This window comes from Microbacterium sp., assembly GCF_031178445.1.
Lineage (GTDB): Bacteria > Actinomycetota > Actinomycetes > Actinomycetales > Microbacteriaceae > Microbacterium.
On the sequence record NZ_JAPSIY010000001.1, the window covers coordinates 209,205 to 229,943 of the forward strand.

Consider the following 20,739-nt stretch of genomic DNA (forward strand, 5'->3'; position numbering starts at 1 on the left):
GGGGTCACCGCCGCAAGAGCACGAGCGCGGACTCGTCCGCACCAGCGCTGAGCAGCCGCTGCCGCATCCCGAGCGCGGCGATCTCGTACGGCCTGTCGCTTCCGTAGAGCAGTGAGCGGGCGTTGGCCTGCTCATACAGAGCGGGCAGCTCGAAGGCGAGCAGCTCGACCCCGGCGGTGTCGAGTTGTAGGTCCCCGGCCTCCGCGGCGTAGCGCACCTGGGCCGCGATGTAGCCGTACCAGTCGGCCATCGCCGCCCGCACCGCGTCGCGCACCGGCCCCGGCTTCGAGTCCACATCTGCGCTGACCGCGGCGAAGAAGCATCCGCCCGAGAACACCCTCGTGCGCGAGTACTCGATCAGATGATGCATGAGCGCGACCAGGCGAGGCAGCCCGCGCGCATGCTCGCGTGCCGGCTCCACGACGACGGCCATGAACACGGTGCGGCCGGCCTCGACGGTGGCGAGCTGCAGTCCGGCCTTGTTCTGAAACAGCCCCGCGATACTGCTCTTGCTGTGCCCGGAGGCATCGGCGAGTCGGCCGATACTCAGGCCGTCGAGCCCCTCGACCGAGGCCAGATCGGTCGCAAAGGTGAGCACCGTCCGCCGCGAGGCGTCTCCCCGCGCTCGCCGGCCGTCGAACGACGCCTCGACCGTGACGGTCGACCCCGCGGCTTCCTCAGACATGGCTCTAGTCTACGAACGATCGTTCATATAGTCTATGAACGATCGTTCGTATTGATGGGAGTGGATATGTCCACAGCGCTGAAGATCGCCGCCGCCGGCATCCGGTCCATATCGTCGGTGTCGCCCACTCTTGCCGGGAGGTTCGCGACCCCCCTGTTCTTCTCCACCCGGCCACGCATGCGGGTTCGCGAGGACGACATGGCGACGCATGCCGCGGCCGCGTGCGAGACCGCCGACGTTCGGGGTCGGCCGATAGTCACCTATCGCTGGGGCACCGGCACGCGAGCGGCGCTGCTGATGCACGGCTGGAGCGGTCGCGCCTCGCAGTTCGCGACCCTTGTTCGCGACCTCCTCGCGGAGGGATACCGGGTGCACGCGTTCGACGCTCCGGCGCACGGTTCCTCTGCGGGCGCACGCACGGACGTGCGCGACTGGATCGCGGCGGCACGGCTGATCGCCGACGCCGATGGTCCTCTCGACCTCATCGTGGGTCACTCGTTCGGCGCGTTCGCCGCACTGGCCGCGGTCCGCGGGGGAATCGCGGCGCCGCGAGTGGTGTCGATCGCGGGCGCGGGGCGGGTCGACGCGTTCTTCGACGAGTTCGGGCGCACGCTCCGCATGCCCTCTCGCACGCGCTCCAGCTTCGAGGAAGCGTTCCACCGGCGCCTGGGCATGAGCCGCGCCGAGACCGCCTCGCGTTTCGACTCTCTCGCGGACCCGCTGCCGTCGCACACGGAGCTGCTCGCCATCCATGACGTCGACGACCGCGCGTTGAGTGCACAGAGCTCGACCGATCTGCATCTCGCTCACGGCGAGCGTTCGCGCCTGCTGCTGACGCACGGATTCGGGCACAACCGGCTGCTCGGATCGGATGCGGTGCTCGACGCGGTGCTCGCGTTCGCCGCCGGTGGCGTGCGGGGCGTGGATGCCGCGGGAATCGGAAGCGGCGCCGTCGGCACCGACACCCCCGCGCCGCGGTAGCGGGCTCAGACGCCCCAGTTGTCGGCGAGCTTGGTGAGCAGGCGCGCGAGCTCGGCACTCTCCTCGTCGGAGAAGGCGGCGAGCGCCCGCGAGAGCGCCTCGCGCCGTTCCCCACGCACGCCCCGGAAGAGCCGGACACCCTCTTCCGTGAGCGCGATCCTTGTGCGCCTGGCGTCGTCGGGGTCGACCTCCCGGCGCACCCAGCCGCGATCGACGCCCTGCTGCACGAGCCTTGAGGCGCGGGGCTGATCCACACCGATCGCCTCCGCCAGGCCGCTCACGCTGAGCGGATCGGATGCGGCGGCGAGCGCCTCGACCATCCGGATCACCGCGGGCGTGCCCTGGCGTGCGCCGTCGGCGACCCACGGCGTCCGACCCCACCCGTGGGGCCCGTGTGGACCGCGCCCGTGCGGATGCTGCCTTGAGTGCAGGCCGCGCCGCGCACGCAGCCGCGACAGCGCGGTGGCGATGGCGTCGGCAGGATTGACGGGCTCGGTGGACATGGATCGATTTTACATGCGACTTGACATGGAACTGAAATGCATGTCACACTGCATATACATGCAATATGACAAGTAAGGAATGCCATGAACACCGATCAGAACCCCACCTCCTCCGATTCCCGCCCCTTCGGCTACTGGATCACCGCCGTGGATCGCCTGCTGCGAGCCGAGTTCGCGACCGTCTTCGAAGACGAGGGCATCACCCGCCGAGACTGGCGGATGCTGAACGTCGTCGACGGCACTGCGGCATCCGACCGCAGCCCGCGCGGCCGCGACCTGCACCGACTGGTCGACCTCGGCTGGGTCGCACGCTCCGCGGACGGCTGGACTCTCACCGAAACGGGCCGCCTGGCCAAGCAGCGCCTCGGCGTCGCCGTGCAGGAGATCCGCGAGCGCATCGCCGGTGCGGTGACACCCGATGAGTTCGCGACCATGGGCGCGACGCTCGAGAAGATCGCCCGCGAGCTCGGCTGGCAGGAGGGCCGCGAACTCCCCCGCCGCGGACGCAGCCACGGATCGCGCCACGGCCGCCGCGAACACGGCCACAGGAGCGGTCACGGCTCGACGCGCGAGCACCGGATGCACCATGGCGGCGAAGCCGGTCACCGCTTCCTCGGGCACGACACGGACGAGCATCAGGGCCCGCAGCGTCACGGCCGCCACGACTTCGACCACCGAGGCCACAGCGGCCATCACGGCCACCACGGCCACCACGGCCACCACGGCCACCCGAACCGCGCGCACCACATCCACATCCACACGCACGGCTGATCCCGTGCAGGCGATCCCGTCGATCCGGCGCCGCGGCGCCCGTCGGCGGGATGCCTGAACGCGGAATAGCCCGGCCGGCGCGCCGGTTGCCAGAAGGCATGAGCCTTCTCACGCCGATGCCGGGCCCTGCCATCACCGGGCGTGAAGCCGCCCTGGAACGGCTCCTCGGAGAGATCGCCGTCAGCATCCGATCGCAGCGGCGCATCCTCTCCGCCGGCCACGACACCGTCATGCTTCCCGCCGACGGCGTCTCCCTCGTCTACGTCCTCTCGGGTGAAGTCGAGCTGCCCGCGGACCGCGGACTGCCCGACGGGATCTCATCCGGCGACGCCCTGATGTCATCGGGCCGTCGCGCTCTCACGATGCAGCTCCCCGCCGGCTCGGGAGTGCTCGTCTCGCACCTGCAGCTCGCCGACAGTGCCGCGCACCTTGCAGAGCTCCTTCCCGACACGGCCTGGATCCACCACTTCGACGAACTCGAACCCGCCGCCGCGGCGCTCGCCCATCACATGGGCACGGATCGACCGGTGGCATGCCCCGAGCGCGAGGGCGATCTGGTGATCTGCCGCATGATGGCGACCACGTTGCTGCAGTCGGTGATCCGTGCCTGGACCACCGTCGGCTGCGCGCCCGAAGGCTGGCCGTCCCGCACGAACGATCCGTTCCTCGATCGGGTGCTCGACGCCGTGCGCGATGACCCCGGGCGGGAATGGACGGTCGATCAGATGGCATCGATCAGCGCGCTGTCACGCACGGTGTTCGCCGAGCGTTTCCGCAGGGCCTTCGGCCGCTCGCCCGCGCAGTACGTCACGGAGGTGCGCATGATGGCCGCCCGCGCGCTGCTCATCGACGGGCGAGCCGTCAGCGAGGTGTCGCGTGAACTGGGATACGGCTCCGACGAGGGCTTCAGCCGTGCGTTCCGCCGACACACCGGCATGACTCCCTCCGCGTGGCGGGTCGGCCGCCCGCTCACCCCGGCCTGAGCCCGGCATCCGGCATCCCGCATCCCGCATCCACGTTGCCGGAGGAGCTTTCCGCGCGGAGACCGAACGAGCGGCGAGAAGCTCGCTCCAGCGCGGGGCGGACCGCGATCAGCGTGCGAGGCGGTTCGACACCCCGAACAGCAGCGCGCCGACCAGCAGCATCGTCGCTCCCGCCGCGTACGCGAGCTCGATCCCGAGGGCGTCGACGAGCATCCCGCCCAGCCCGGCGGCGAGCATGATGGCCGCCTGGAACCCGACGACCACCAGGCTGCCACCGGCCTCGAGGCGATCAGGCATGCGGTGCCCCACCCAGGTGTTCACGATCAGCAGCCACGAGGCGAAGAAGAATCCCCACACGAAGGCGAAGGCGCCGACGGTCCACAGCGATGCTGCCCCGAAGATGATGATCATGACGGCGGCGCCGATCACGAGCGGGGTCACCACGGCGAGCGCGCGGTACGTGCGGTCGATACGAGCGCCGATGACGAGGTTGCCGATGAAACCGCCGATGCCGAACACGGCCAGCAGCACGATGATGGTGCCCTCGTCGACGCCGGCACCGTCGACCTGCACTCGTTCGAGCGCCAGACGGATGTAGGTGTAAGCGAGGGCGTGGCCGAAGATCACCAGCACGTGCCCGGCCATGCCGACGCCGATACCGGGACGGCGAAGCGTCTCGAACAGCACCGAGATGCGGGCGACGTTCTCAGCCGGCACGGTAGGCAGCAGGGTGCGCAGGGCGACGGCGAGCGCAGCGGTGGCGATGGCGGCGATGCCGAACACCCCGCGCCAATCGAGCAGCTGGCTGAGCATCACTCCGACGGGCACTCCCGCGACCGTCGCGAGCGAGGTGCCGGCGGACGTGAACATCACCGCTCGCCCCAGCCTCTCGGGCCCTGCGATGCGCGCGGCGACGGTGATCGACATGCTCCAGAAGCCCGAGAGTGCGGCGCCCAGCAGCACGCGGGCCATCAGCATCAGGGGCAGGCTCGGCGCGAACGCGACGACCAGGTTCGACACCGCGGCCAGCACCGCCATCCACACGAGCAGCGTGCGACGGTCGAGACGGGGCAGCATCAATCCGATCGTCGGCGCCACCACGAGTCCAGCGAGGGCTGTGACGGTGACGAGCTGACCCGCCTGGCCGGGAGTCACGCTCAGTTCGGCGGCGATCTCGGTGAGCACGCCGTTCGGCAGGAACTCGGCGCTGACGAGCAGGAAGCTCATCGCCATCATGGTGAGCAGGGCGCCGTACGGCAGGCGGCGGGTGGTCGCTGGCGCGACGGGGACGGGCGCGGTGACGGTCATGATCCCAGCCTGGCGGGACGGCGGACGCGGCGCCCGACCGTGCGTCCGGGCCAACCGACCGATCGTCCGGACGCGAGGTCAGCGGCCGGCCGGCACCGTCAGGACCGTGCCGGTGAGTGCGGCTCCCGAGGAGGGGAAGGGCGAGACCCCGCCGGCGAGCAGGGCGGAGACCAGGACCACGGCGCCGATGAGCAGGATGATCAGGATGCTGAAGATCGCGATCGTCCAGCCGCGATAGTTTCCGGGCGTGGCGCCGGACGGAGGCGGCACGACCGCCGGGTCGGGCGGAGGTGCGGTGGACGCGTCGGCCGTCGTGCGGCGGGCCGCCCTGGTCGCCGGGGTGGCGGAGCCCGTCGCTGATGAGGTGGGCCGCTCGCCCTCGTCAGCCGATGCCCCGGCGCCGGGGAGAGCGGGCGCCAGTCCCTCCGGGGCCGGCGGGATCACCGGCTCGGCTAGTGCTGCCGCAGGGATCTCGGGTTCCGGGATCACGGGATCGGGGACGTCGAGGTCGGCTATGGTCGCCTCGGCGTCGGAGAGGCCGACCGCGTCGGGAGGATCCGCGGCACGATTCGGCGATTCAGCCGGCGATTCGACGGCATCCGGCTCGACGGGCCCGGGCTCGACGGCATCCGGTCCTGTCTCGTGCTCGCGCCCTGCCGGATTCCCGTCGCTCATGTCAGCCTCCTATCGACCCCGCATCGGTGACGCCCACGTCGGTGCGGTGGAAATTGTGGAAGGAGCGCGACGCCGTCGGCCCGCGCTGCCCCTGGTAGCGGTTGCCGTACGGGCCGGACCCGTAGGGGTTCTCGGCCGGCGAGGTCAGCCGGAAGAAGCACAGCTGCCCGATCTTCATCCCCGGCCACAGCTTGATCGGCAGGGTCGCGACGTTCGCGAGCTCGAGGGTGACGTGCCCGGTGAAGCCGGGGTCGATGAAGCCCGCGGTCGAGTGCGTGATGAGACCGAGCCGACCCAGTGAGGACTTCCCTTCGAGACGAGCGGCGATGTCGTCGGCCAGGGTGACCTGCTCGAATGTCGCGCCGAGAGCGAACTCGCCCGGGTGCAGGATGAACGGCTCGTCGGGGTCCACCTCGATGAGCCGGGTGAGCTCCGGCTGGTCCTCGGAGGGGTCGATGAAGGGGTACTTGTGATTGTCGAACAGCCGGAAGTAGCGGTCGAGGCGCACGTCGACACTGGAAGGCTGCACCATCCCGGGCTCATGAGGGCTCAGCCCGATGCGCCCTGATGCCAGTTCCGCCCTGATGTCGCGATCGCTGAGAAGCACGTGTTCAGCGTAACGGCTGGCGTTGCGCGCCGGGTGTGCGGGTACGGAGCGGTTTCACGGCACGATCGCAGTGCCGGGGTCGACGAGCCCCAGACGGTGGGCCATGATCACGACGTGGATGCGGTCGCGTGCATCCAGCTTCGCGAGCACACGGCCGACGTGCGTCTTGACCGTCGACTCGCTGAGGAAGAGACGCTCGGCGATCTCGCTGTTCGTCAGGCCGTGCCCGATGGCCAGGAAGATGTCGTGTTCGCGTCCGGTGAGCCCGGCGAGCGGGTCTTCGCCGGTCGCGGGCGCGACCGGGCTCTCGGCGGACAGCTGAGGGGTCAACCGGTCGAGCAGGGCGCGGGTGATGCGCGGTGCCAGCACGGCGTCGCCCCGATGCACCGCCCGAACCGCCGCGGTCAGCTCCTGGCGTTGGGCGTCCTTGAGCAGGAAGCCGCCCGCCCCCGCGCGGATCGCGGCGAATGCGTACTCGTCGAGGTCGAACGTGGTGAGCACGAGCACCTTCGTGCCCGGATGCCGCCTCACGATCTCCTCGGTCGCGGCGATGCCGTCGACGCCGGGCATCCGCACGTCCATGAGCACGACGTCCGGTCGCACTGCCGCGACCTGGGTGACCGCGGCGGCGCCGTCGCCTGCCTCGCCGACGACGATCAGATCGGGCTCGGCCTCGAGCACCATGCGGAAGCCGACGCGGATGAGAGCCTGATCGTCGACGAGAAGCACGCGGATCGGTCCTGTCATGACGGGATCCCCTCGGTTGACGTGCGGGTGGTCTGCGCCGCGGACACCTCGTCCGCGACGGTCGTCGTCAACGCCGCGCCGTCGGGGTGCGGCAGCTCGGCGTGCAGCATCCATCCACCCTGCCCGACGGGCGATGACACGACCGTTCCGCCGAGCAGCCCGGCACGCTCGGCCAACCCGCGCAGGCCGAAGCCGCCCTCGGAAGCACGGCCGGTCGCCCCGTCGTTTGCGATCTCGATCACGATCGGATCGGAATCGTGATCGATGCGCACCTCGATGGCGCTGGTGCCAGGAGCATGGCGCATCGCGTTCGTGACGCCCTCCTGCACGATGCGCCCGATCGCGAATCGCAGTGCCGGCGGGGCGTCGGGCTCACCGCGCACGGTGAGCGAGGCTGTGAAGCCGGCGCGCTGTGCGGCGGCGACCGTCTCCGCGGGGCTCGCGGGTTCCAGAGGGGCGAGCGGGGCATCCGTGCCGCCGTCGCGGAGCACGCCGAGCATCGACCGCATCTCGGTGAGGGCGCTGCGCGCCGTCGCCGCGGCGGCAGTGGACGCCGCTCGCGCGCGGTCGCGGTCCGCCGTCGCCGCAGCACCCTCGGAGAGCGCGACGACGACGGTCAGCGAGTGCGACACGATGTCGTGCATCTCGCGGGCGATGCGCTCCCGCTCCGAGGCCGCCGCGAGCCGTGCGTGCTGATCGCGTTCGACCAGCAGCTGGCGGGAACGGTCGATCACGGCCTCCAGGTAGCGCTTTCGATTGCCTACGTTGATGCCGATCAGTGCACCGATGAGCCCCATCACCAGTTCGCCGATGACGGCGTTGATCGCGATGACGAACGAGATCGCTCCGAGGCTCGACAGAGCGAAAGCCAGCAGCGTGAGCGACGAGAGCCCGATAGCAAGGCCGGTCCAGCACGCCCTCGCCGAGCGGTACACGGCGAGGGAGTACGCCGTGACCAGCACCAGCGGCCCACCGACCGGCACGCTCTCGAGCAGATAGGTGGCCGAGGCGGCCCAGGCGGCGACGAAGGCTGCGACCGGCCAGCGCCGACGACGCAGCAGCAGTGCGCAGGCGATGAGGACGGCGAGCGGTGTGGCCAGTGCGGCGAGGACGCCCGAGACGCGGAAGCTCGTCGCGGGAACCAGCGACGCGGTCAGGCAGAACAGCGCGATCAGCACATCGGCGAGCACCGGATGACGTGCCCAGAACCGGCGGATCACGCCGGGCGGTCGCGGCAGCCGCAGCTCTTCGTCCTCGAGGACGGAGACGCTGCGGCTGCGCGAGGTCGACACGCTCACGACTCTACGATGGGTGAGCGTCCGCGGCTCAGGCGTCCCGCCCGCGCAGCACCGCCCACGCTCCCAGCATGCCTGCCGCTACCCATCCGGCGAGGGTCAGGAAGGCGACGGGCTCGTCGAGGCCCCACTCGTCCTGCGGCACGATCGCGTTCTGCGCGGCCGATGCGGGCAGGTAGTCGCCCAGTGCACGGATCCAGTCCCACGCGGGCCCGGCCATGCCGAACATGCTGAGCACGATCGGCAGCACGAAGAGCAGGCCGACCGTCGCGGCGATCGCACCGGCGCCGGAGCGCAGCAGGAATCCGAACGCAACGCCGATGAGCGCGAACACGGCCATGCACAGTGACGCGATCAGGATCGGCTGGATGGCGCCGCTGAAGTCGGCCCAGTCGATGGCGGCGTTCTTGGACTCGAGGATCGGTGACACCACGGTCGCGGCGACGCCGAAGATCACCAGTGAGGTGACGAACATGAACAGTGCGAGCACTGCGGCCTTCGCCGCGAGCACCAGGCCGCGGATCGGTGTGGCCGCGAGCGTGGAGCGGATCATGCCGGTGGAGTACTCGCCCGTGACCGAGATCGCGCCCAGGATGCCGGCAAGGAGCATGGTGAACTGGATAGGCGAGACGATCATCTGAATCCCGGGCATGCCCGTGTCGCCGATGGCCAGCGCCATCAGCAGGGCGATCCCCACGGTGAGGACGGCGACGATGGAGATCGACCACCACGTCGAGCGCAGAGATGCGAGCTTGATCCATTCACTGCGCAGCTGCCGCGGGAAGGAGAGTGTGAACCGGGCCGTGGGCTGGTGGGTGGCGCGAGCCTGGATGGTCGTCATGCGACAGCCTCCTCGAGCTGGGCGCCTGCCTGCGGGACGGCGCGGGTGCGGTATTCGACGGACTCCCCGGTGAGGGCGAGATAGGCGTCTTCCAGCGATCCGCTGGTGGGGGTGAGCTCGTGCAGCGGTATGCCGCGCTCGGCGGCGAGGTCGCCGATGCGCGATGCGGGGAGACCCGCGATGTCGAGCGTCTCGGGACTCGTGGTGACGATCTCGACGTCTCGCGCGGCGAGGAGATCGGCGAGTTCGGCAGAGCGCGGGCTGCGCACGTGCACGCGGGCCGTCGTCCACGAACGGACCAGGTCGGGCAGCGCAGCATCCGCCAGCACTTTCCCGCGACCGAGAACGATCACGTGGTCGGCCGTCTGCGCCATCTCGCTCATCAGATGGCTGGAGAGCAGCACGGTGCGACCCTCGGATGCCGCGTGACGCACGAACTGACGCACCCATCGCACGCCCTCGGGGTCGAGGCCGTTCACCGGCTCGTCGAGGATCAGCGTGTGCGGATCGCCGAGGAGGGCGGCGGCGATGCCGAGACGCTGGCCCATGCCGAGCGAGAACTTACCCGCGCGCTTGCGTGCGACCGAGCCGATGCCGGTGATCTCGATCACCTCGTCGACGCGGGAGGACGGGATGCCGTGCGTGGCGGCCATCGCCCGGAGGTGATTGCGGGCGGAACGGCCGGTGTGCACCGCCTTCGCGTCGAGCAGCACGCCCACCTCGGTGAGCGGCGCCTTGATGTGCCGGTAGTCCGTGCCGCTGACGGTGACCCGGCCGGCGGTGGGCCGGTCGAGGCCCACGATCATCCGCATCGTGGTGGACTTGCCCGCGCCGTTCGGGCCGAGGAATCCGGTGACGCTTCCCGGGCGCACCGTGAACGACACGTCGTCGACGGCCGCTTTGTCTCCGTACCGCTTGCCGAGACCTTCTGCTGTGATCATGCTCTCGACGCTATGCGGCGCCGCCGACTGCGCGCGTCCGCCTGCAGGATGAACCTCTACACCGATATGGCACCACGGTGCCACATCCCGCACGGATGCCGCGAGCGGTGAGAACGGATGCCGCGGATGGTTTGTTATGCTGGCCAGGCGCCGCAAGGCGTGCGGGGCTGTAGTTCAATGGCAGAACTTCTGCTTCCCAAGCAGACAGCGCGGGTTCGATTCCCGTCAGCCCCTCCACAGGATTATCCCCAGGTCACACGAGGTTTCCGTCTGCCGTCAACTCCAATCGGATGACCGCCTCCAGGCTCGTTCGTGCCATCCCCGTGCCAGTAGTGTCTGAGAAGGCCGCTTGAATGGTCCCGTCCGCAACCGCAGAAGGGGGCACTCATGCCGAACGACCACCACGTTCCGAGGGTGCATCTGCGACGGTTCGCTGTTCCCGGCACTGGTTCGCCTCCACGAGAGTGGTTCACGGACGCCGCAGAGGCGGATGCGCCCGAGAAGGTCTTTCGCGCCAATGTCCGGAGGGTTGGCGCGGAGCGCAACTTCTACACGTTCGAAGGGCTCGACGGTCAGGAGACGCGCGTCCTAGAGTCATTCTTTGGGCAGTTGGAAGGCGCCGTCTCCCCTATATTCCGAGCGCTTCTGGACCACCCGAAGTACGCGCTCACCGACCTATGGCCGCTCCCGCCGCGGATGAGAGGGCCGCTGGCCTGGTACATGGCGGCACAGATCGTCCGCACGACTCGCCAACGAAAGCGCCTCCAGGCGTGGGGAGCGGGCGCGTCTTTCACCGTTCCCGGTGCGCCAACGCCACCCGACCTTGCCACCACGCACGCGCGGTACATCAGCACCACACTTGGAGAGGTTGCACGGGCACTTCATGTTCGCCCGTGGGGTCTTGGCTTCACCAACGCTTGTCTCCCGACCTCAGATTGCCCCGTGGTGATCCTGAACGCGCACGACGACGAGGATCAGGTGGGCGCGGCGCTCACATGGGACATCGTGTTCCCTCTCGATCCGCATCGCTTCATCTTCATGCCCGACATTCAGATGGTCGAGGATGACCCCGCGAAGCGGGTCGATCATCGCCTGAATCTGAGCGGCGTCGGGGTGGCATTCGTTGATGCCATCTGCTCCGCCGCAGACCGCTACATCTACATGCATCCCGAGCACAAGCCGTGGCTCGATCGGAGCCGCGCTCCGAGGCTTCCCGCCCCGGGCGCACCGGGCTTCGCGCCGCAATCGGTCCTTCAGTACCCCGTTTTCCCTGATCACCTGACCATCAGCGCGCGGTGGGCAACGCACCATCTGCCCCGTGGAGATGGGGACCGTAGAGCCGCGTTCACGGGTGAAGCCTTTGGCGTTCGTTAAACGCTTGGCATTTCGAGCCGGATAACTGCTTCGAGGCCCGTTCCGCGGGAGCGGCCCCGTGGCTCCAGCGCGGCTCCGGCGAGCGCGTCCATCGCCTCCGCAAGAGATGCATTCCGCTCCTCCGCGACGTGCTGATAGATGAGCGCGGCGCGTGCGGTGCGGTGACCTCCTCGGGCCATGAGTTCGCGCGTCGTCGCACCACCCTGCGCCGCCATCGTCAGCCCGGCGTGCCTCACGTCGTGCACGTGGAACTGCCCCAGGCCGATGCTCCGCGCCGCCTTGCGCCACGCCTGCCCCAGCGCGTTCCCCGTGATCGCTCCACCATCGGCGCGAGGGAAGAGCGGCGACTTGCCGAACCCTGTCGTCGCGTCCAGGTAGGCTCCCAACTCGGCGGCGATGCGCGGCGGAAGAGCGACCGACCGCGCATTGCCCGTCTTCGTCGGCGTGGTGATGAACTCACCCCGCACCCGGATCGTCTGCCGCTCCACCCTCAATACGCCGTCCGCGTAGTCCCCACGCTGGAGCGCCACGAGTTCCCCGACGCGCAGGTGAGCACCGAACATCACGCGGATCGGGAGCGTCCACTGCTCGGGCATGGCGTTGACGATGGCGGCGAGCGCCTCCGGCGTCATGTAGGGGCGCTCGGCGTGAGCGACGGACCCGGCACCGACGATCTGGCAGGGATTCGACGCGATGAGCCCGTCCCTCACGGCCGTCTGGAGGATAGAGCGGAGGAGGGTGTACGCCTGGCGGAGCCGGGATTCACCCGTAGGGATGGGCGGGGCCTCGGCCGGCTCCACACCGCGCCGCTTCGCCGCCTCCACCACCTTGCGCCGGGCCTCCTCCGCACGCCGCTTCAGCGTGGCGGCGAGGTCCTTGCGGGCCCGGCTGTACCAGGAGCGGACGACGGCGGACGTGATGGAGTTCAGGGCGTAGTCGTGGAGCGGGGAGAGGAGCCCGGCGAGGAGGTCCTCGTTGTTCGCGCGCGTCTTCGGCGCGAGTCTGCCCCGCGAACCACCAGCGGCGACCCACTCGGAGGCGTAGGGGCCGAACGGTGCATCCCCGGCGCGGTGGTCGCGGTAGGTGCCGCGCATCCGGTCGGCGCGGACTCCGGCGATGTGGTCGAGGGCCGCACGCTTCGTGGCGAAGGTGGTGGGCGCGGTCATGGGGCGGCCCGCAGGATCGGGGTACCGGGCCTGGAAACGCCCGGAGGGCAACTTTCTGACATTCCCGAACGATGCCCTGTTCGCTTTCTGTTTTGCGCCGCTCATCACGGGTTCCTCGCTCCTGACTAGGGTGACAATTTATCACCTGATCTGCGGTTTCTCTCCAGTCTAGCGCGGGACAAGCCGTGCCAGTGAGATACGCTGGAGGTAATGGCGAAGACGCCAGGAGGGCCGGAGCCACACACGCTCAGACGCCATCGCCGCCGGGAAGGACCCGGGGACGCCGATACCCAAAGCGACCCCGAGGAGGTCCCCCGATGCCAGCACGAATCGATAAGACCGAGGAGCGCGCCGCTCTCACCGCGCGCCTGCTCGCGCACCCCGTCCCGACGATCACCGTCGAGGAATACGCCCTCCTAGCCGACCGGAGCCGCGACCGCGCGTTCGATGACATTCGCCAGGGACGGGTGGAGGTTGACCGGCGAGGCCGGAGCGTGCGCGTCAAGGTGATCCCGCTCATGCGCGCTCTCGGGTTCGAGTTCGACGCGCCCGTGTCGCTCACGCGCTGATCGGTGAGAGGCAGAGGCCGATGACCAACACACAGCATGCACAGCCGAACGACGCCGTGAGCCTCTTCGTGCCGCTCTTCGCGCTCATGGATCAGTTCGACGCGCACCTGGCCGAGTTCCAGGAGGCCGCACGCCAGGGCGTCCCGAGCACAGTAGGAGGGATGCCGTGATGGGCTACAAGACGCACAAGCGGATGGGCGAAGCCCTCCTCCGGGTGAAGGTGCCGACGATGGAGCGGGTCGTGCTCCTCGACATGGCGCTCGCGGTCGAGGACGGGACGCTCGTCTACTCGTGGGGTCATGACCGGCTGGCGCTCGCCATCGGCAAGGAGCCCGGCACGCCCGCCGCGAAGCAGGCTCTCAGCGGCCGCATCCTCCCCCACCTGATCGAGCGTGGCCTGATCCACAAGACCTCCCAGGCGCACCGCGGACGCCATGCCGAGTACGTGCTGTCGGTGCTCTCCGACCGTGGAATGGGTAACGGTCTGGAGGCCGAAAGGGTAACGGTTTCGACGGGAATGGGTAACGCCCAGACCGTTACCCCACTACCTACTCCTCTACCTGAATTCACTGACATTCGTAACAGCGCTTCGCCGCGCTGGACGATGACGGATGCTCAGCGCCGGAACGTGCTCGATGCCCTCCAGGCTGTCGATGCTCGATGCGACTCCATCGACGTGAACGGCTTCGCAGAGGCCGAACTCGCATACCTCGATGGCCTCCCCCCCGACGAGCGCCGCGAGCGAATCGCGACCTGGAGCGGCCTCCGCTCCCGAGCACTCACTGACGCCGGGGATGACCTCGTGGAGGATGAGCGCCTGCACGCGCTCCTCTCCCCGCACGGGTACACCTGGCCCGGCCCCTCCTGGCCGACACGCATCCCCGGCACCGACAACACCTGGACCGATCACCGAGAGGAGGCGCGATGAGCGCCAACACCACTGGCACCGCCGACCTCGCCGCCGAGTATGTCCTCGGTGAGCGTCCCGCCCCGAAGGGCGCACCGCGACGGATCGCGACCGCCACACGGAAGCAGAAGGCGCTCACGATGCGCCGCGCCGGGATCGCCGTCGAGGCCATCGCCGCACACCTGAAGGTGCATCCGTCCACGGTGTACGCCTGGCTAAAGGATGCCATCGCCGCGATCCCCCGTGAGGAGGCCGACGAACTGCGACTCCTCGAACTGGACCGACTCGATGCGGTCTTCCGCGGCCACTTCGCCGCCGCCGTGAGCGGTGACGTGCGATCCGCCGAGATGTGCCTGAAGGTCATGGAGCGCCGCGCACGCCTCCTCAACCTCGACGCCGCGCACACGGCGGGCCTGGAGCAGGTCGGGAACCTCCTCGACCGCCTCGTGCTCGGAACGGAGGGCTGAGCCATGGCCTACAGCCCTCCCCGGACAGACGCCGCCACGGCCGCCGCTCTCGCCCGCTCGAAGGCCACGTCGGCGGAGTACGGCCGCGTCATGAGCACACTTCCCAAGGAGGTTCAGGCCGTGATCCGTGCCCGCACCACCGCGCTCTCCGCTGAGGCGGCCGCCCAGCGGAATCGGGCGAAACGCGCGGAGGCCGAACTTGCGGCGCTCCGCGCTGAGAGGGGCAAGCGATGAATGCGCCCTCCTACGACCAGGTGCACTACGCGCTTAAGCGAAAGCGGGGCTCCGCCGTGGGCCTCCCCTGCTCGCACCCCGAGTGTGACCGGCCCTCGACGGGCTGGGCTCTCCTCGATCACCCGACGCACATCGTCATCAACTCGCACGGCAAGCCAGTGCGGATCAGCACCGACCTCGACGCCTACGGCCCGGCGTGCACACGACATAACGCCCAGCGCGACCACGGCGGCAACTGGACGTTGTGCCCGCACGGGCACGTCCGATTCCTCTGGGGCACCGACTCTAAGGGCACGTGCCGGGGATGCCAGCGCCTCGGCCGCATGACCTCCCACCTTCCGGTGGGTCGAATCGCTCACGTGGTGAGCACCAACACCGATGAAAGGGGGCGCTCGTGAACACCGCGACGCTCATCCAGTCCACCGTCCAGGCTCGTGCCGACCTCCTCGCCACGGCGCTTATCCGGGACCCGCACCTGACGCCGGAGGGCCTCCGCGCTCGCCAGCGCCGGGACGTGGACGCGATCCGGGCCCGTCTCACCGCGGCCATGCCCGCGGAGCCCACCACGCCCGACCGTCAGCCGGTCCTCGACGCTCTCGCGCCGAAGGGTGCCGACGACATAGCGCTCCAGGCTCACCAGTGGTCGAAGGTGCGGGCGCTCCTCGACGCCGGGCGCGACCTCCCCAGCATCATCGCGGACGCCGACCGCGCGCGGCTTGCGGCGATCCTCGACGCTCTGGAGACGATGCCGGAGGTCCTGGAGGACTCCCAGCCCGAGTCCGTGGTGGAGTTCGTGCGGGGCGCGGTGTGGGATCGGCTCGTGCAGGTGGACCCAGCCGCCGAGCGCATCGCCGCCATCGAGCGCACGAACCAGCCCGCCATCGCGTGGCGCACGATCCTGGAGGGCCTCGCCGCGACGGGTGAGATTCCCTTCGACGGCCTAGTGCTCCTCCGTGAGGCTGACGCCGCCGCGTTCGACCTCCTCATGGACGGCGACGCGGTGGCCGCCCCCGCACCGGAGTCGGGCACCATCCCCCGCCTCGTGGAGGCGCTGGAGAGCGTCCCCGCGTGACTGATGCCCACCACAACCGCCGAGGGGCGGGATTGCCTGACCTCCATCCCGCCCCTCGAACTCTGCGTAAGGCGCTCTTCGCCCGTCTGAGCGCCTCAAATCCTCTCCAGGCCCTCTCACCCCACCCCGGGCCCTTCCATCGCTCTGTGCGAGGCTCATGGTGCCCTGGAGGGTCTGAGAGTGCTACTTATCTCCGAACGGTGCGCGCGGCGATCCGAGAGCCGCGAACAGCCCCACGAGGTCCGGTTCTCCACAGGCCAACGGAAGCCCCATCTTGCAAGAGCAGGGAGGGCGAATCTGGCCTCGTCGCACCCTTTCGCCGTGCCAGATTCGTGCCACTAGGGGCTGTTACGTGCCATAACTCGCTAGTACGGGCTGGCATGGAGGAGGGCCCGGCTCCCCAGTATCTCGCGGGATTCCGGACCCTCGCTTATGGCCTGCTCTCTGCTTCCCAAGCAGACAGCGCGGGTTCGATTCCCGTCAGCCCCTCCACCAGAACCCTGCGTCACCGGCCTCAGTCGCCTGCGAGCAGTCCGGCGGCCGCGAGCGCGGCATCCACGTGCAGCGCCGTCGTCGGGAACACCGGCACGGGCGAGTCCTCCTCGGAGACGAGAAGCTCGATCTCGGTGCAGCCGAGCACGACCCCCTCCGCTCCCCGCGCGACGAGCCGCTCGATGACCTCACGGTAGAACGCGCGCGACTCGGGCCGGATGATGCCGTGCACGAGCTCGTCGTAGATCACCGCGTGCACTCCCGCACGGTCCTCGGCGGCGGGGACGAGCACGTCGATTCCGTGGGCCTCGAGCCGCTCGCGGTAGAAGGGCCGCTCCATCGTGAATGCCGTGCCCAGCAGCGCGACCCTCCTCGCGTCGGTGCGAAGCACGGCCTCCGCTGTGGTGTCGGCGATGTGGAGGAAGGGCACGCCGATCGCCGCTTGGATGCGGGCGGCGACGAGGTGCATCGTGTTCGTGCACAGCACGATGAGGTCGGCGCCCGCCAGCTCCAGTCGGCGGGCATGGTCTGCGAGGAGAACCCCCGCGGCATCCCAGTCGTCCCGCGCCTGCAGCGATTCGATCTCGGCGAAATCCAGAGAATCGAGCAGGATCCGCGCGGAATGATGCCCGCCCAGCCGCTCGCGCACGCGCTCGTTCGCCATCCGATACCACTCGAGCGACGAGTCCCAGCTCATGCCCCCGAGAACTCCGATGGTCTTCATCGGTATCACTCTAGAGCTCCGCCGGCGCAGCTCACCCACCTGCCGCATCCGCATCCGGCCGCGGGCACGCACGGTAGACGTACCCGTCCTCTTCGGGCGTCAGCAGATCGTGATCGCGCAGGATCGTGGTCGGCCGCGACGACTCCGCACACGCCTCGGCGAACTCCCCCGAGCCGAGCTCGTCGTCGTACTCGATGTCGAGAACCACCTCGTAGACGTCGGAGTAGGCGTCACACTCGTCGAACCGATGGCACGACTCGGTGATCGCGAAGTCGTAGCCCATCTCGGCCAGGCGACGCGACTGCTCCGCCGTGTTCTTCTGCGCGATCGCCAGGCCCTCCTCGTGCGCAAGCCGGGCGTACTCGGCGGCCAGCGCCATGTTGTCGTCGAGCGTCAGCCTGCCCTCCGAACGGGTGTAGGAGTCGAGATTGTCGATCTCGACGGCCGCGTACCCGGCGTCGCCGCATCCCGCGATCCACGGTCCGACGATTCCGATCAGCGCGTCCCGTTTCGCCGCCGAGGACGTGTCGAAGAGAAGCTCGTCGGGCCAACCCGGGTCGGCGAGCGGTTCTCCGTCCACATGCACGATGAGCTCCGGATGCTCCTCCGCCATCTGCGCCGAGGCGTCTGGCTGCGTCTGAAACCCGTTCACGTAGCAGATGTCGTATCCAGCACCGGCGGGCTCCACCAGACGATCCCGCACGACCACGGTGGCGCCCTCCGGCGGGTCGTACGCGCCCCCGAGCTGATAGTCGAATCCCGCCGCCGCGTCGGGCACGGTCACCGCGGCCGCATCCGGCGGGCGCGAGCAGGCGGGCGCTGGGCCTGCGCACCCGGCGACCGCGCAGGCCACGGCGACGGATGCCGCGATCAGCAGCATCCGCACGGGCGCGTTCGGGGCGGCTACAGCCAGCCCTTACGCTTGAACGCCAGGTACAGGCCGATGCCGAGCACCGCCATGAGCCCGATCGCCATCGGATATCCGAGCGCCCAGTGCAGCTCAGGCATGTGGTCGAAGTTCATGCCGTAGACGCCCCCGATGAGCGTCGGTGCGAAGAGGATCGCGGCCCAGCTGGAGATCCGCTTCATCTGGTCGCCCTGGCGGATGCTCTCCTCGGTCATGCGCCGCATCTCCTCGTTCTGCCGACGGGCCACGATGGTCGACTCGACGGTGAGCGCGTTGTCGAGGATCGTGCGGAACGTCGCCGCCCGGTCGGCGACGCGGATCGCGTGGTCGTGCACGTCGCGCAGGTGGCGTTGCAGCTCCTCGTCCACCGCGTACTTCTCGCCGCCGCGCTGCAGCGCCTCGATCATGCCGGTCAGCGGCTGCGCCGCGCGTTGGAAGTCGATCACCTCGCGGCCCAGCTCGTAGATGCGCTGCGTGGCGTCGACGTCCTCGACGAACAGCTGGCTCTCGATCTCGTCGATGTCGTTCTCGAGCCCGGCCAGCACTGGCGCGTACTCGTCGACCACCTCATCGAGGATCGCGTACAGCACTGCCTCCGGTCCCCGGGCGAGCAGCTCCGGCTGCGACTCCAGGCGCCGCCGCACCCGCCCGAGGTCGGGCGACTCCGCGTGGCGCACGGTGACGACGAAGTCCGCACCGACGAAGACGTGCACCTCGCCGAACTCGACCTCCTCTTCGGCATCCAGGTACCTCGCCGGCCGCAGCACGACGAACAGATGATCGCCGTAGCGTTCGATCTTCGGTCTCTGATGCCCCGAGCGCGCATCCTCGACGGCCAGCTCGTGCAATCCAAACTCCTCGGCGACGGCGTTGAGCTCGTCGTTCTCCGGTCGGTACAGCCCGATCCAGCCCATACCGCCGCGATGGCGCATCAACTCGAACGTCTCGTCGAGACTCGACGGGTTCTCCGTGCGGACGCCGTCGACGTAGATGCCGTTGTCGATGATCGCCATCGCGCTCCCTCCGCCGGTGCAGACTCTACCCCGGCGTGCAGCATCATCCCGCACGCTGATGGGCGCAGAGCCGATGTCGGGCGGAGGAATCCGCGAGGATCCCTCCGCCCGAACGAGAGCGCTCTGCGGGTCAGCGAGGCGTGGCGCGCTCACTCGCGAGCGCGGTGCTCAGGCCCGGCGCCTGCGCGCGAGGACCACGGCGGTCACGATCGCCGCGACCACGATCAGCCCGCCGATGCCCCAGAGCACCGGGGCGAGCGCCGACCCGTCGTCGGATGCGGATGCCGGCGACTGCTCCGCCGTGGGCTGCTCGCTCGGCTCATCCGACGCCTCCTCCGTCGGCTCGGCGGTCGCCTCGGCGTCCTCCGCCGCGAGCGAGAACGCGTACTGGCCGTCGGTCGGGTGCCCGTCGCTCGACACGACCTTCCAGGTGACGGTGTAGTCGCCGTTCGGCATGCCCTCTTCGAGCGGCACGGTCACCGTGTCGGCCTGAACCACGGGCTCACCCGCGACCCAGTCCTCGCCGCTCGAGTCGACGACGGTCATCGCGGTGCCGCTGTTGTCCTCCAGCGACAGCAGGTCGTTCGAGAACGTAAGCACCACCTGCTCGGGCGCGACGGTGAGCTGCTCATCGGCAGCGGGCGAGCTCTGCACGAGCTCATCGTGAGCGGACGCCGGTGCGGCGAAGGCGAGCACGGCGGCGGCGGCCACGGCGGCCCCCGCAAGGACGGTACGGATGCGGAACATGAAGAAACCTCTCATCGGATGCCGCGAAGCGGCGGATCTGAAGAAGCGGCGCGCCCGGATGGCACGACCGCGTGCCGCGCATGGCGCGGTGGGGATCAGATGAGACGGAGAGGTGGTCCGCGTCTGCGCAGACCCGACAGCACCGGGTCCTGGCGCACGGGTGCGAGGACGACGATCCAGCGTGAGGACTCCCTGCCCACGGCGAGCACGGGCGTGGGAAGGCGCGCGACGCGGCCCAGCCAGGCACGCAGCTCCGACGCCGCGGTCAGCAGCGCCTGGATGAGAAGCTCGCCCCGGTGCAGGGCGGCGATCGTCACGACCGCGGCGAACGCGTGCGCGCCCCACATCCCTGCGTCGCCGGGCAGCGGAACCGGCGCGCCGTCGAACGAGAGCACCATGGCGGCGTGGTCGTGTGGCGCGAAGCCGCCCTTCGGGCTGATACTGCCGAGCACGAACAGCGCGTGGAAGAGCAGCTGCGATACGACCACGGAAGCGCTCAGGCGCACGATGGAGAGACGCCGTCCCGCGAGCAGCGTGCAGATCATTAGCGACAGCATCCACGGCACGAGCAGGCCGAGCGGCCCCGGCATGACCCCTGACACCCACACATGCGACGCGAGCGCGACGAACGTCGCGATCGAGGCGGCGGCGAATCCGCGAAGAAGCGGGATTCTGCGTGAGGGGCGCACGCCCTCCATCATTTCACGCCGCGCGCATCCGTCGCTCTCGG

General features: G+C 69.5%; 25 protein-coding genes and 1 tRNA gene. 11 read left to right on the top strand and 15 right to left on the bottom strand.

Annotated elements, in window-relative coordinates:
* Window positions 1-4: 4 nt before the first annotated feature.
* Window positions 5-685 carry a TetR family transcriptional regulator C-terminal domain-containing protein gene (locus tag RIN43_RS00975; protein WP_309127002.1) on the bottom strand — a complete coding sequence of 227 codons (681 nt, stop codon included), beginning with the start codon at window positions 683-685 and terminating at the stop codon, window positions 5-7.
* Between the two features lie 66 nt (window positions 686-751).
* Here RIN43_RS00975 and RIN43_RS00980 point away from each other — a divergent pair, with 66 nt between their 5' ends.
* Entirely contained in the window at window positions 752-1,666 is a 915-nt protein-coding gene (locus tag RIN43_RS00980) for an alpha/beta fold hydrolase (RefSeq protein WP_309127003.1), read from the top strand.
* A gap of 5 nt (window positions 1,667-1,671) precedes the next feature.
* On the opposite strand, the gene RIN43_RS00985 is transcribed toward RIN43_RS00980, so the two are convergent.
* Window positions 1,672-2,169 (bottom strand): MarR family winged helix-turn-helix transcriptional regulator, encoded by a 498-nt coding sequence (locus RIN43_RS00985; RefSeq protein WP_309127004.1) that lies wholly within the window; start codon window positions 2,167-2,169, stop codon window positions 1,672-1,674.
* A gap of 84 nt (window positions 2,170-2,253) precedes the next feature.
* Between RIN43_RS00985 and RIN43_RS00990 the strand changes: the two genes are divergently transcribed.
* Window positions 2,254-2,940, top strand: a complete 687-nt coding sequence (locus RIN43_RS00990; protein ID WP_309127005.1) for a hypothetical protein — start codon at window positions 2,254-2,256, stop codon at window positions 2,938-2,940.
* Window positions 2,941-3,038: 98 nt separating this feature from the next.
* Window positions 3,039-3,923 carry an AraC family transcriptional regulator gene (locus RIN43_RS00995; protein WP_309127006.1) on the top strand — a complete coding sequence of 295 codons (885 nt, stop codon included), beginning with the start codon at window positions 3,039-3,041 and terminating at the stop codon, window positions 3,921-3,923.
* 108 nt (window positions 3,924-4,031) lie between these two features.
* Here the strand turns inward: RIN43_RS00995 and RIN43_RS01000 are convergent, their stop codons facing one another.
* From RIN43_RS01000 to RIN43_RS01030, 7 genes are all read right to left on the bottom strand, one after another.
* Window positions 4,032-5,231 carry an MFS transporter gene (locus tag RIN43_RS01000; RefSeq protein WP_309127007.1) on the bottom strand — a complete coding sequence of 400 codons (1,200 nt, stop codon included), beginning with the start codon at window positions 5,229-5,231 and terminating at the stop codon, window positions 4,032-4,034.
* A 78-nt stretch (window positions 5,232-5,309) separates the two neighbouring features.
* Window positions 5,310-5,906 (bottom strand): hypothetical protein, encoded by a 597-nt coding sequence (locus tag RIN43_RS01005; protein WP_309127008.1) that lies wholly within the window; start codon window positions 5,904-5,906, stop codon window positions 5,310-5,312.
* 1 nt (window position 5,907) lies between these two features.
* The gene (dcd, locus tag RIN43_RS01010; RefSeq protein ID WP_309127009.1) at window positions 5,908-6,513 is read right to left on the bottom strand and encodes a dCTP deaminase; all 606 of its coding nucleotides are present in this window, start codon (window positions 6,511-6,513) and stop codon (window positions 5,908-5,910) included.
* Between the two features lie 54 nt (window positions 6,514-6,567).
* On the bottom strand, window positions 6,568-7,260 hold the full coding sequence (locus RIN43_RS01015; RefSeq protein WP_309127010.1) for a response regulator transcription factor: 693 nt from the start codon (window positions 7,258-7,260) through the stop codon (window positions 6,568-6,570).
* The gene (locus RIN43_RS01020; protein ID WP_309127011.1) at window positions 7,257-8,552 is read right to left on the bottom strand and encodes a histidine kinase; all 1,296 of its coding nucleotides are present in this window, start codon (window positions 8,550-8,552) and stop codon (window positions 7,257-7,259) included. Before RIN43_RS01020 ends, RIN43_RS01015 begins: the two co-directional genes overlap by 4 nt.
* Window positions 8,553-8,586: 34 nt before the next feature.
* Entirely contained in the window at window positions 8,587-9,396 is an 810-nt protein-coding gene (locus RIN43_RS01025; RefSeq protein WP_309127012.1) for an ABC transporter permease, read from the bottom strand.
* Window positions 9,393-10,337 (bottom strand): ABC transporter ATP-binding protein, encoded by a 945-nt coding sequence (locus tag RIN43_RS01030; RefSeq protein ID WP_309127013.1) that lies wholly within the window; start codon window positions 10,335-10,337, stop codon window positions 9,393-9,395. Before RIN43_RS01030 ends, RIN43_RS01025 begins: the two co-directional genes overlap by 4 nt.
* A gap of 163 nt (window positions 10,338-10,500) precedes the next feature.
* On the opposite strand from RIN43_RS01030, the gene RIN43_RS01035 reads away from it, so the two are divergent.
* Together RIN43_RS01035 and RIN43_RS01040 are read left to right on the top strand one after the other, a co-directional pair.
* Window positions 10,501-10,574, top strand: a tRNA-Gly gene (locus RIN43_RS01035).
* A 150-nt stretch (window positions 10,575-10,724) separates the two neighbouring features.
* On the top strand, window positions 10,725-11,711 hold the full coding sequence (locus RIN43_RS01040; protein ID WP_309127014.1) for a DUF4238 domain-containing protein: 987 nt from the start codon (window positions 10,725-10,727) through the stop codon (window positions 11,709-11,711).
* Here RIN43_RS01040 and RIN43_RS01045 read toward each other — a convergent pair.
* Window positions 11,708-12,877: a tyrosine-type recombinase/integrase gene (locus RIN43_RS01045; protein ID WP_309127015.1), complete on the bottom strand. Its 1,170-nt coding sequence runs from the start codon at window positions 12,875-12,877 to the stop codon at window positions 11,708-11,710. The two genes, RIN43_RS01040 and RIN43_RS01045, sit on opposite strands and share 4 nt — an antisense overlap.
* Before the next feature lie 317 nt (window positions 12,878-13,194).
* On the opposite strand from RIN43_RS01045, the gene RIN43_RS01050 reads away from it, so the two are divergent.
* The 6 genes from RIN43_RS01050 (at window position 13,195) to RIN43_RS01075 (ending at window position 16,126) form a co-directional block, all read left to right on the top strand.
* Complete coding sequence (locus tag RIN43_RS01050) at window positions 13,195-13,446, top strand: hypothetical protein (protein ID WP_309127016.1); 252 nt, start codon at window positions 13,195-13,197, stop codon at window positions 13,444-13,446.
* Between the two features lie 20 nt (window positions 13,447-13,466).
* The gene (locus tag RIN43_RS01055) at window positions 13,467-13,616 is read left to right on the top strand and encodes a hypothetical protein (RefSeq protein WP_309127017.1); all 150 of its coding nucleotides are present in this window, start codon (window positions 13,467-13,469) and stop codon (window positions 13,614-13,616) included.
* Window positions 13,613-14,374: a hypothetical protein gene (locus RIN43_RS01060; RefSeq protein ID WP_309127018.1), complete on the top strand. Its 762-nt coding sequence runs from the start codon at window positions 13,613-13,615 to the stop codon at window positions 14,372-14,374. The genes RIN43_RS01055 and RIN43_RS01060 overlap by 4 nt, the downstream gene beginning before the upstream one ends.
* Window positions 14,371-14,820 (top strand): helix-turn-helix domain-containing protein, encoded by a 450-nt coding sequence (locus RIN43_RS01065; protein WP_309127019.1) that lies wholly within the window; start codon window positions 14,371-14,373, stop codon window positions 14,818-14,820. Before RIN43_RS01060 ends, RIN43_RS01065 begins: the two co-directional genes overlap by 4 nt.
* 3 nt (window positions 14,821-14,823) lie before the next feature.
* The gene (locus tag RIN43_RS01070) at window positions 14,824-15,054 is read left to right on the top strand and encodes a hypothetical protein (protein WP_309127020.1); all 231 of its coding nucleotides are present in this window, start codon (window positions 14,824-14,826) and stop codon (window positions 15,052-15,054) included.
* Between the two features lie 394 nt (window positions 15,055-15,448).
* On the top strand, window positions 15,449-16,126 hold the full coding sequence (locus RIN43_RS01075; RefSeq protein WP_309127021.1) for a hypothetical protein: 678 nt from the start codon (window positions 15,449-15,451) through the stop codon (window positions 16,124-16,126).
* Window positions 16,127-16,640: 514 nt separating this feature from the next.
* Here RIN43_RS01075 and RIN43_RS01080 read toward each other — a convergent pair.
* The 5 genes from RIN43_RS01080 to RIN43_RS01100 form a co-directional block, all read right to left on the bottom strand.
* Window positions 16,641-17,342 carry an aspartate/glutamate racemase family protein gene (locus tag RIN43_RS01080; RefSeq protein ID WP_309127022.1) on the bottom strand — a complete coding sequence of 234 codons (702 nt, stop codon included), beginning with the start codon at window positions 17,340-17,342 and terminating at the stop codon, window positions 16,641-16,643.
* Window positions 17,343-17,373: 31 nt separating this feature from the next.
* Entirely contained in the window at window positions 17,374-18,222 is an 849-nt protein-coding gene (locus RIN43_RS01085) for an endo alpha-1,4 polygalactosaminidase (RefSeq protein ID WP_309127369.1), read from the bottom strand.
* Window positions 18,223-18,245: 23 nt separating this feature from the next.
* Window positions 18,246-19,262, bottom strand: coding sequence for a magnesium/cobalt transporter CorA (gene corA, locus RIN43_RS01090; protein WP_309127023.1), 1,017 nt, complete (start codon window positions 19,260-19,262; stop codon window positions 18,246-18,248).
* 168 nt (window positions 19,263-19,430) lie between these two features.
* On the bottom strand, window positions 19,431-20,009 hold the full coding sequence (locus RIN43_RS01095) for a copper resistance protein CopC (protein ID WP_309127024.1): 579 nt from the start codon (window positions 20,007-20,009) through the stop codon (window positions 19,431-19,433).
* A gap of 95 nt (window positions 20,010-20,104) precedes the next feature.
* On the bottom strand, window positions 20,105-20,698 hold the full coding sequence (locus RIN43_RS01100; protein ID WP_309127025.1) for a hypothetical protein: 594 nt from the start codon (window positions 20,696-20,698) through the stop codon (window positions 20,105-20,107).
* Window positions 20,699-20,739: the final 41 nt, after the last annotated feature.

Coding starts and splice junctions, on each gene's coding strand:
- RIN43_RS00975 (WP_309127002.1), bottom strand. CDS start 685: ATGTCTGAGGAAGCCGCGGGGTCGACCGTCACGGTCGAGGCGTCGTTC.
- RIN43_RS00980 (WP_309127003.1), top strand. CDS start 752: ATGTCCACAGCGCTGAAGATCGCCGCCGCCGGCATCCGGTCCATATCG.
- RIN43_RS00985 (WP_309127004.1), bottom strand. CDS start 2,169: ATGTCCACCGAGCCCGTCAATCCTGCCGACGCCATCGCCACCGCGCTG.
- RIN43_RS00990 (WP_309127005.1), top strand. CDS start 2,254: ATGAACACCGATCAGAACCCCACCTCCTCCGATTCCCGCCCCTTCGGC.
- RIN43_RS00995 (WP_309127006.1), top strand. CDS start 3,039: ATGAGCCTTCTCACGCCGATGCCGGGCCCTGCCATCACCGGGCGTGAA.
- RIN43_RS01000 (WP_309127007.1), bottom strand. CDS start 5,231: ATGACCGTCACCGCGCCCGTCCCCGTCGCGCCAGCGACCACCCGCCGC.
- RIN43_RS01005 (WP_309127008.1), bottom strand. CDS start 5,906: ATGAGCGACGGGAATCCGGCAGGGCGCGAGCACGAGACAGGACCGGAT.
- RIN43_RS01015 (WP_309127010.1), bottom strand. CDS start 7,260: ATGACAGGACCGATCCGCGTGCTTCTCGTCGACGATCAGGCTCTCATC.
- RIN43_RS01025 (WP_309127012.1), bottom strand. CDS start 9,396: ATGACGACCATCCAGGCTCGCGCCACCCACCAGCCCACGGCCCGGTTC.
- RIN43_RS01030 (WP_309127013.1), bottom strand. CDS start 10,337: ATGATCACAGCAGAAGGTCTCGGCAAGCGGTACGGAGACAAAGCGGCC.
- RIN43_RS01040 (WP_309127014.1), top strand. CDS start 10,725: ATGCCGAACGACCACCACGTTCCGAGGGTGCATCTGCGACGGTTCGCT.
- RIN43_RS01045 (WP_309127015.1), bottom strand. CDS start 12,877: ATGACCGCGCCCACCACCTTCGCCACGAAGCGTGCGGCCCTCGACCAC.
- RIN43_RS01050 (WP_309127016.1), top strand. CDS start 13,195: ATGCCAGCACGAATCGATAAGACCGAGGAGCGCGCCGCTCTCACCGCG.
- RIN43_RS01055 (WP_309127017.1), top strand. CDS start 13,467: ATGACCAACACACAGCATGCACAGCCGAACGACGCCGTGAGCCTCTTC.
- RIN43_RS01065 (WP_309127019.1), top strand. CDS start 14,371: ATGAGCGCCAACACCACTGGCACCGCCGACCTCGCCGCCGAGTATGTC.
- RIN43_RS01070 (WP_309127020.1), top strand. CDS start 14,824: ATGGCCTACAGCCCTCCCCGGACAGACGCCGCCACGGCCGCCGCTCTC.
- RIN43_RS01080 (WP_309127022.1), bottom strand. CDS start 17,342: ATGAAGACCATCGGAGTTCTCGGGGGCATGAGCTGGGACTCGTCGCTC.
- RIN43_RS01085 (WP_309127369.1), bottom strand. CDS start 18,222: ATGCTGCTGATCGCGGCATCCGTCGCCGTGGCCTGCGCGGTCGCCGGG.
- corA (WP_309127023.1), bottom strand. CDS start 19,262: ATGGCGATCATCGACAACGGCATCTACGTCGACGGCGTCCGCACGGAG.
- RIN43_RS01095 (WP_309127024.1), bottom strand. CDS start 20,009: ATGTTCCGCATCCGTACCGTCCTTGCGGGGGCCGCCGTGGCCGCCGCC.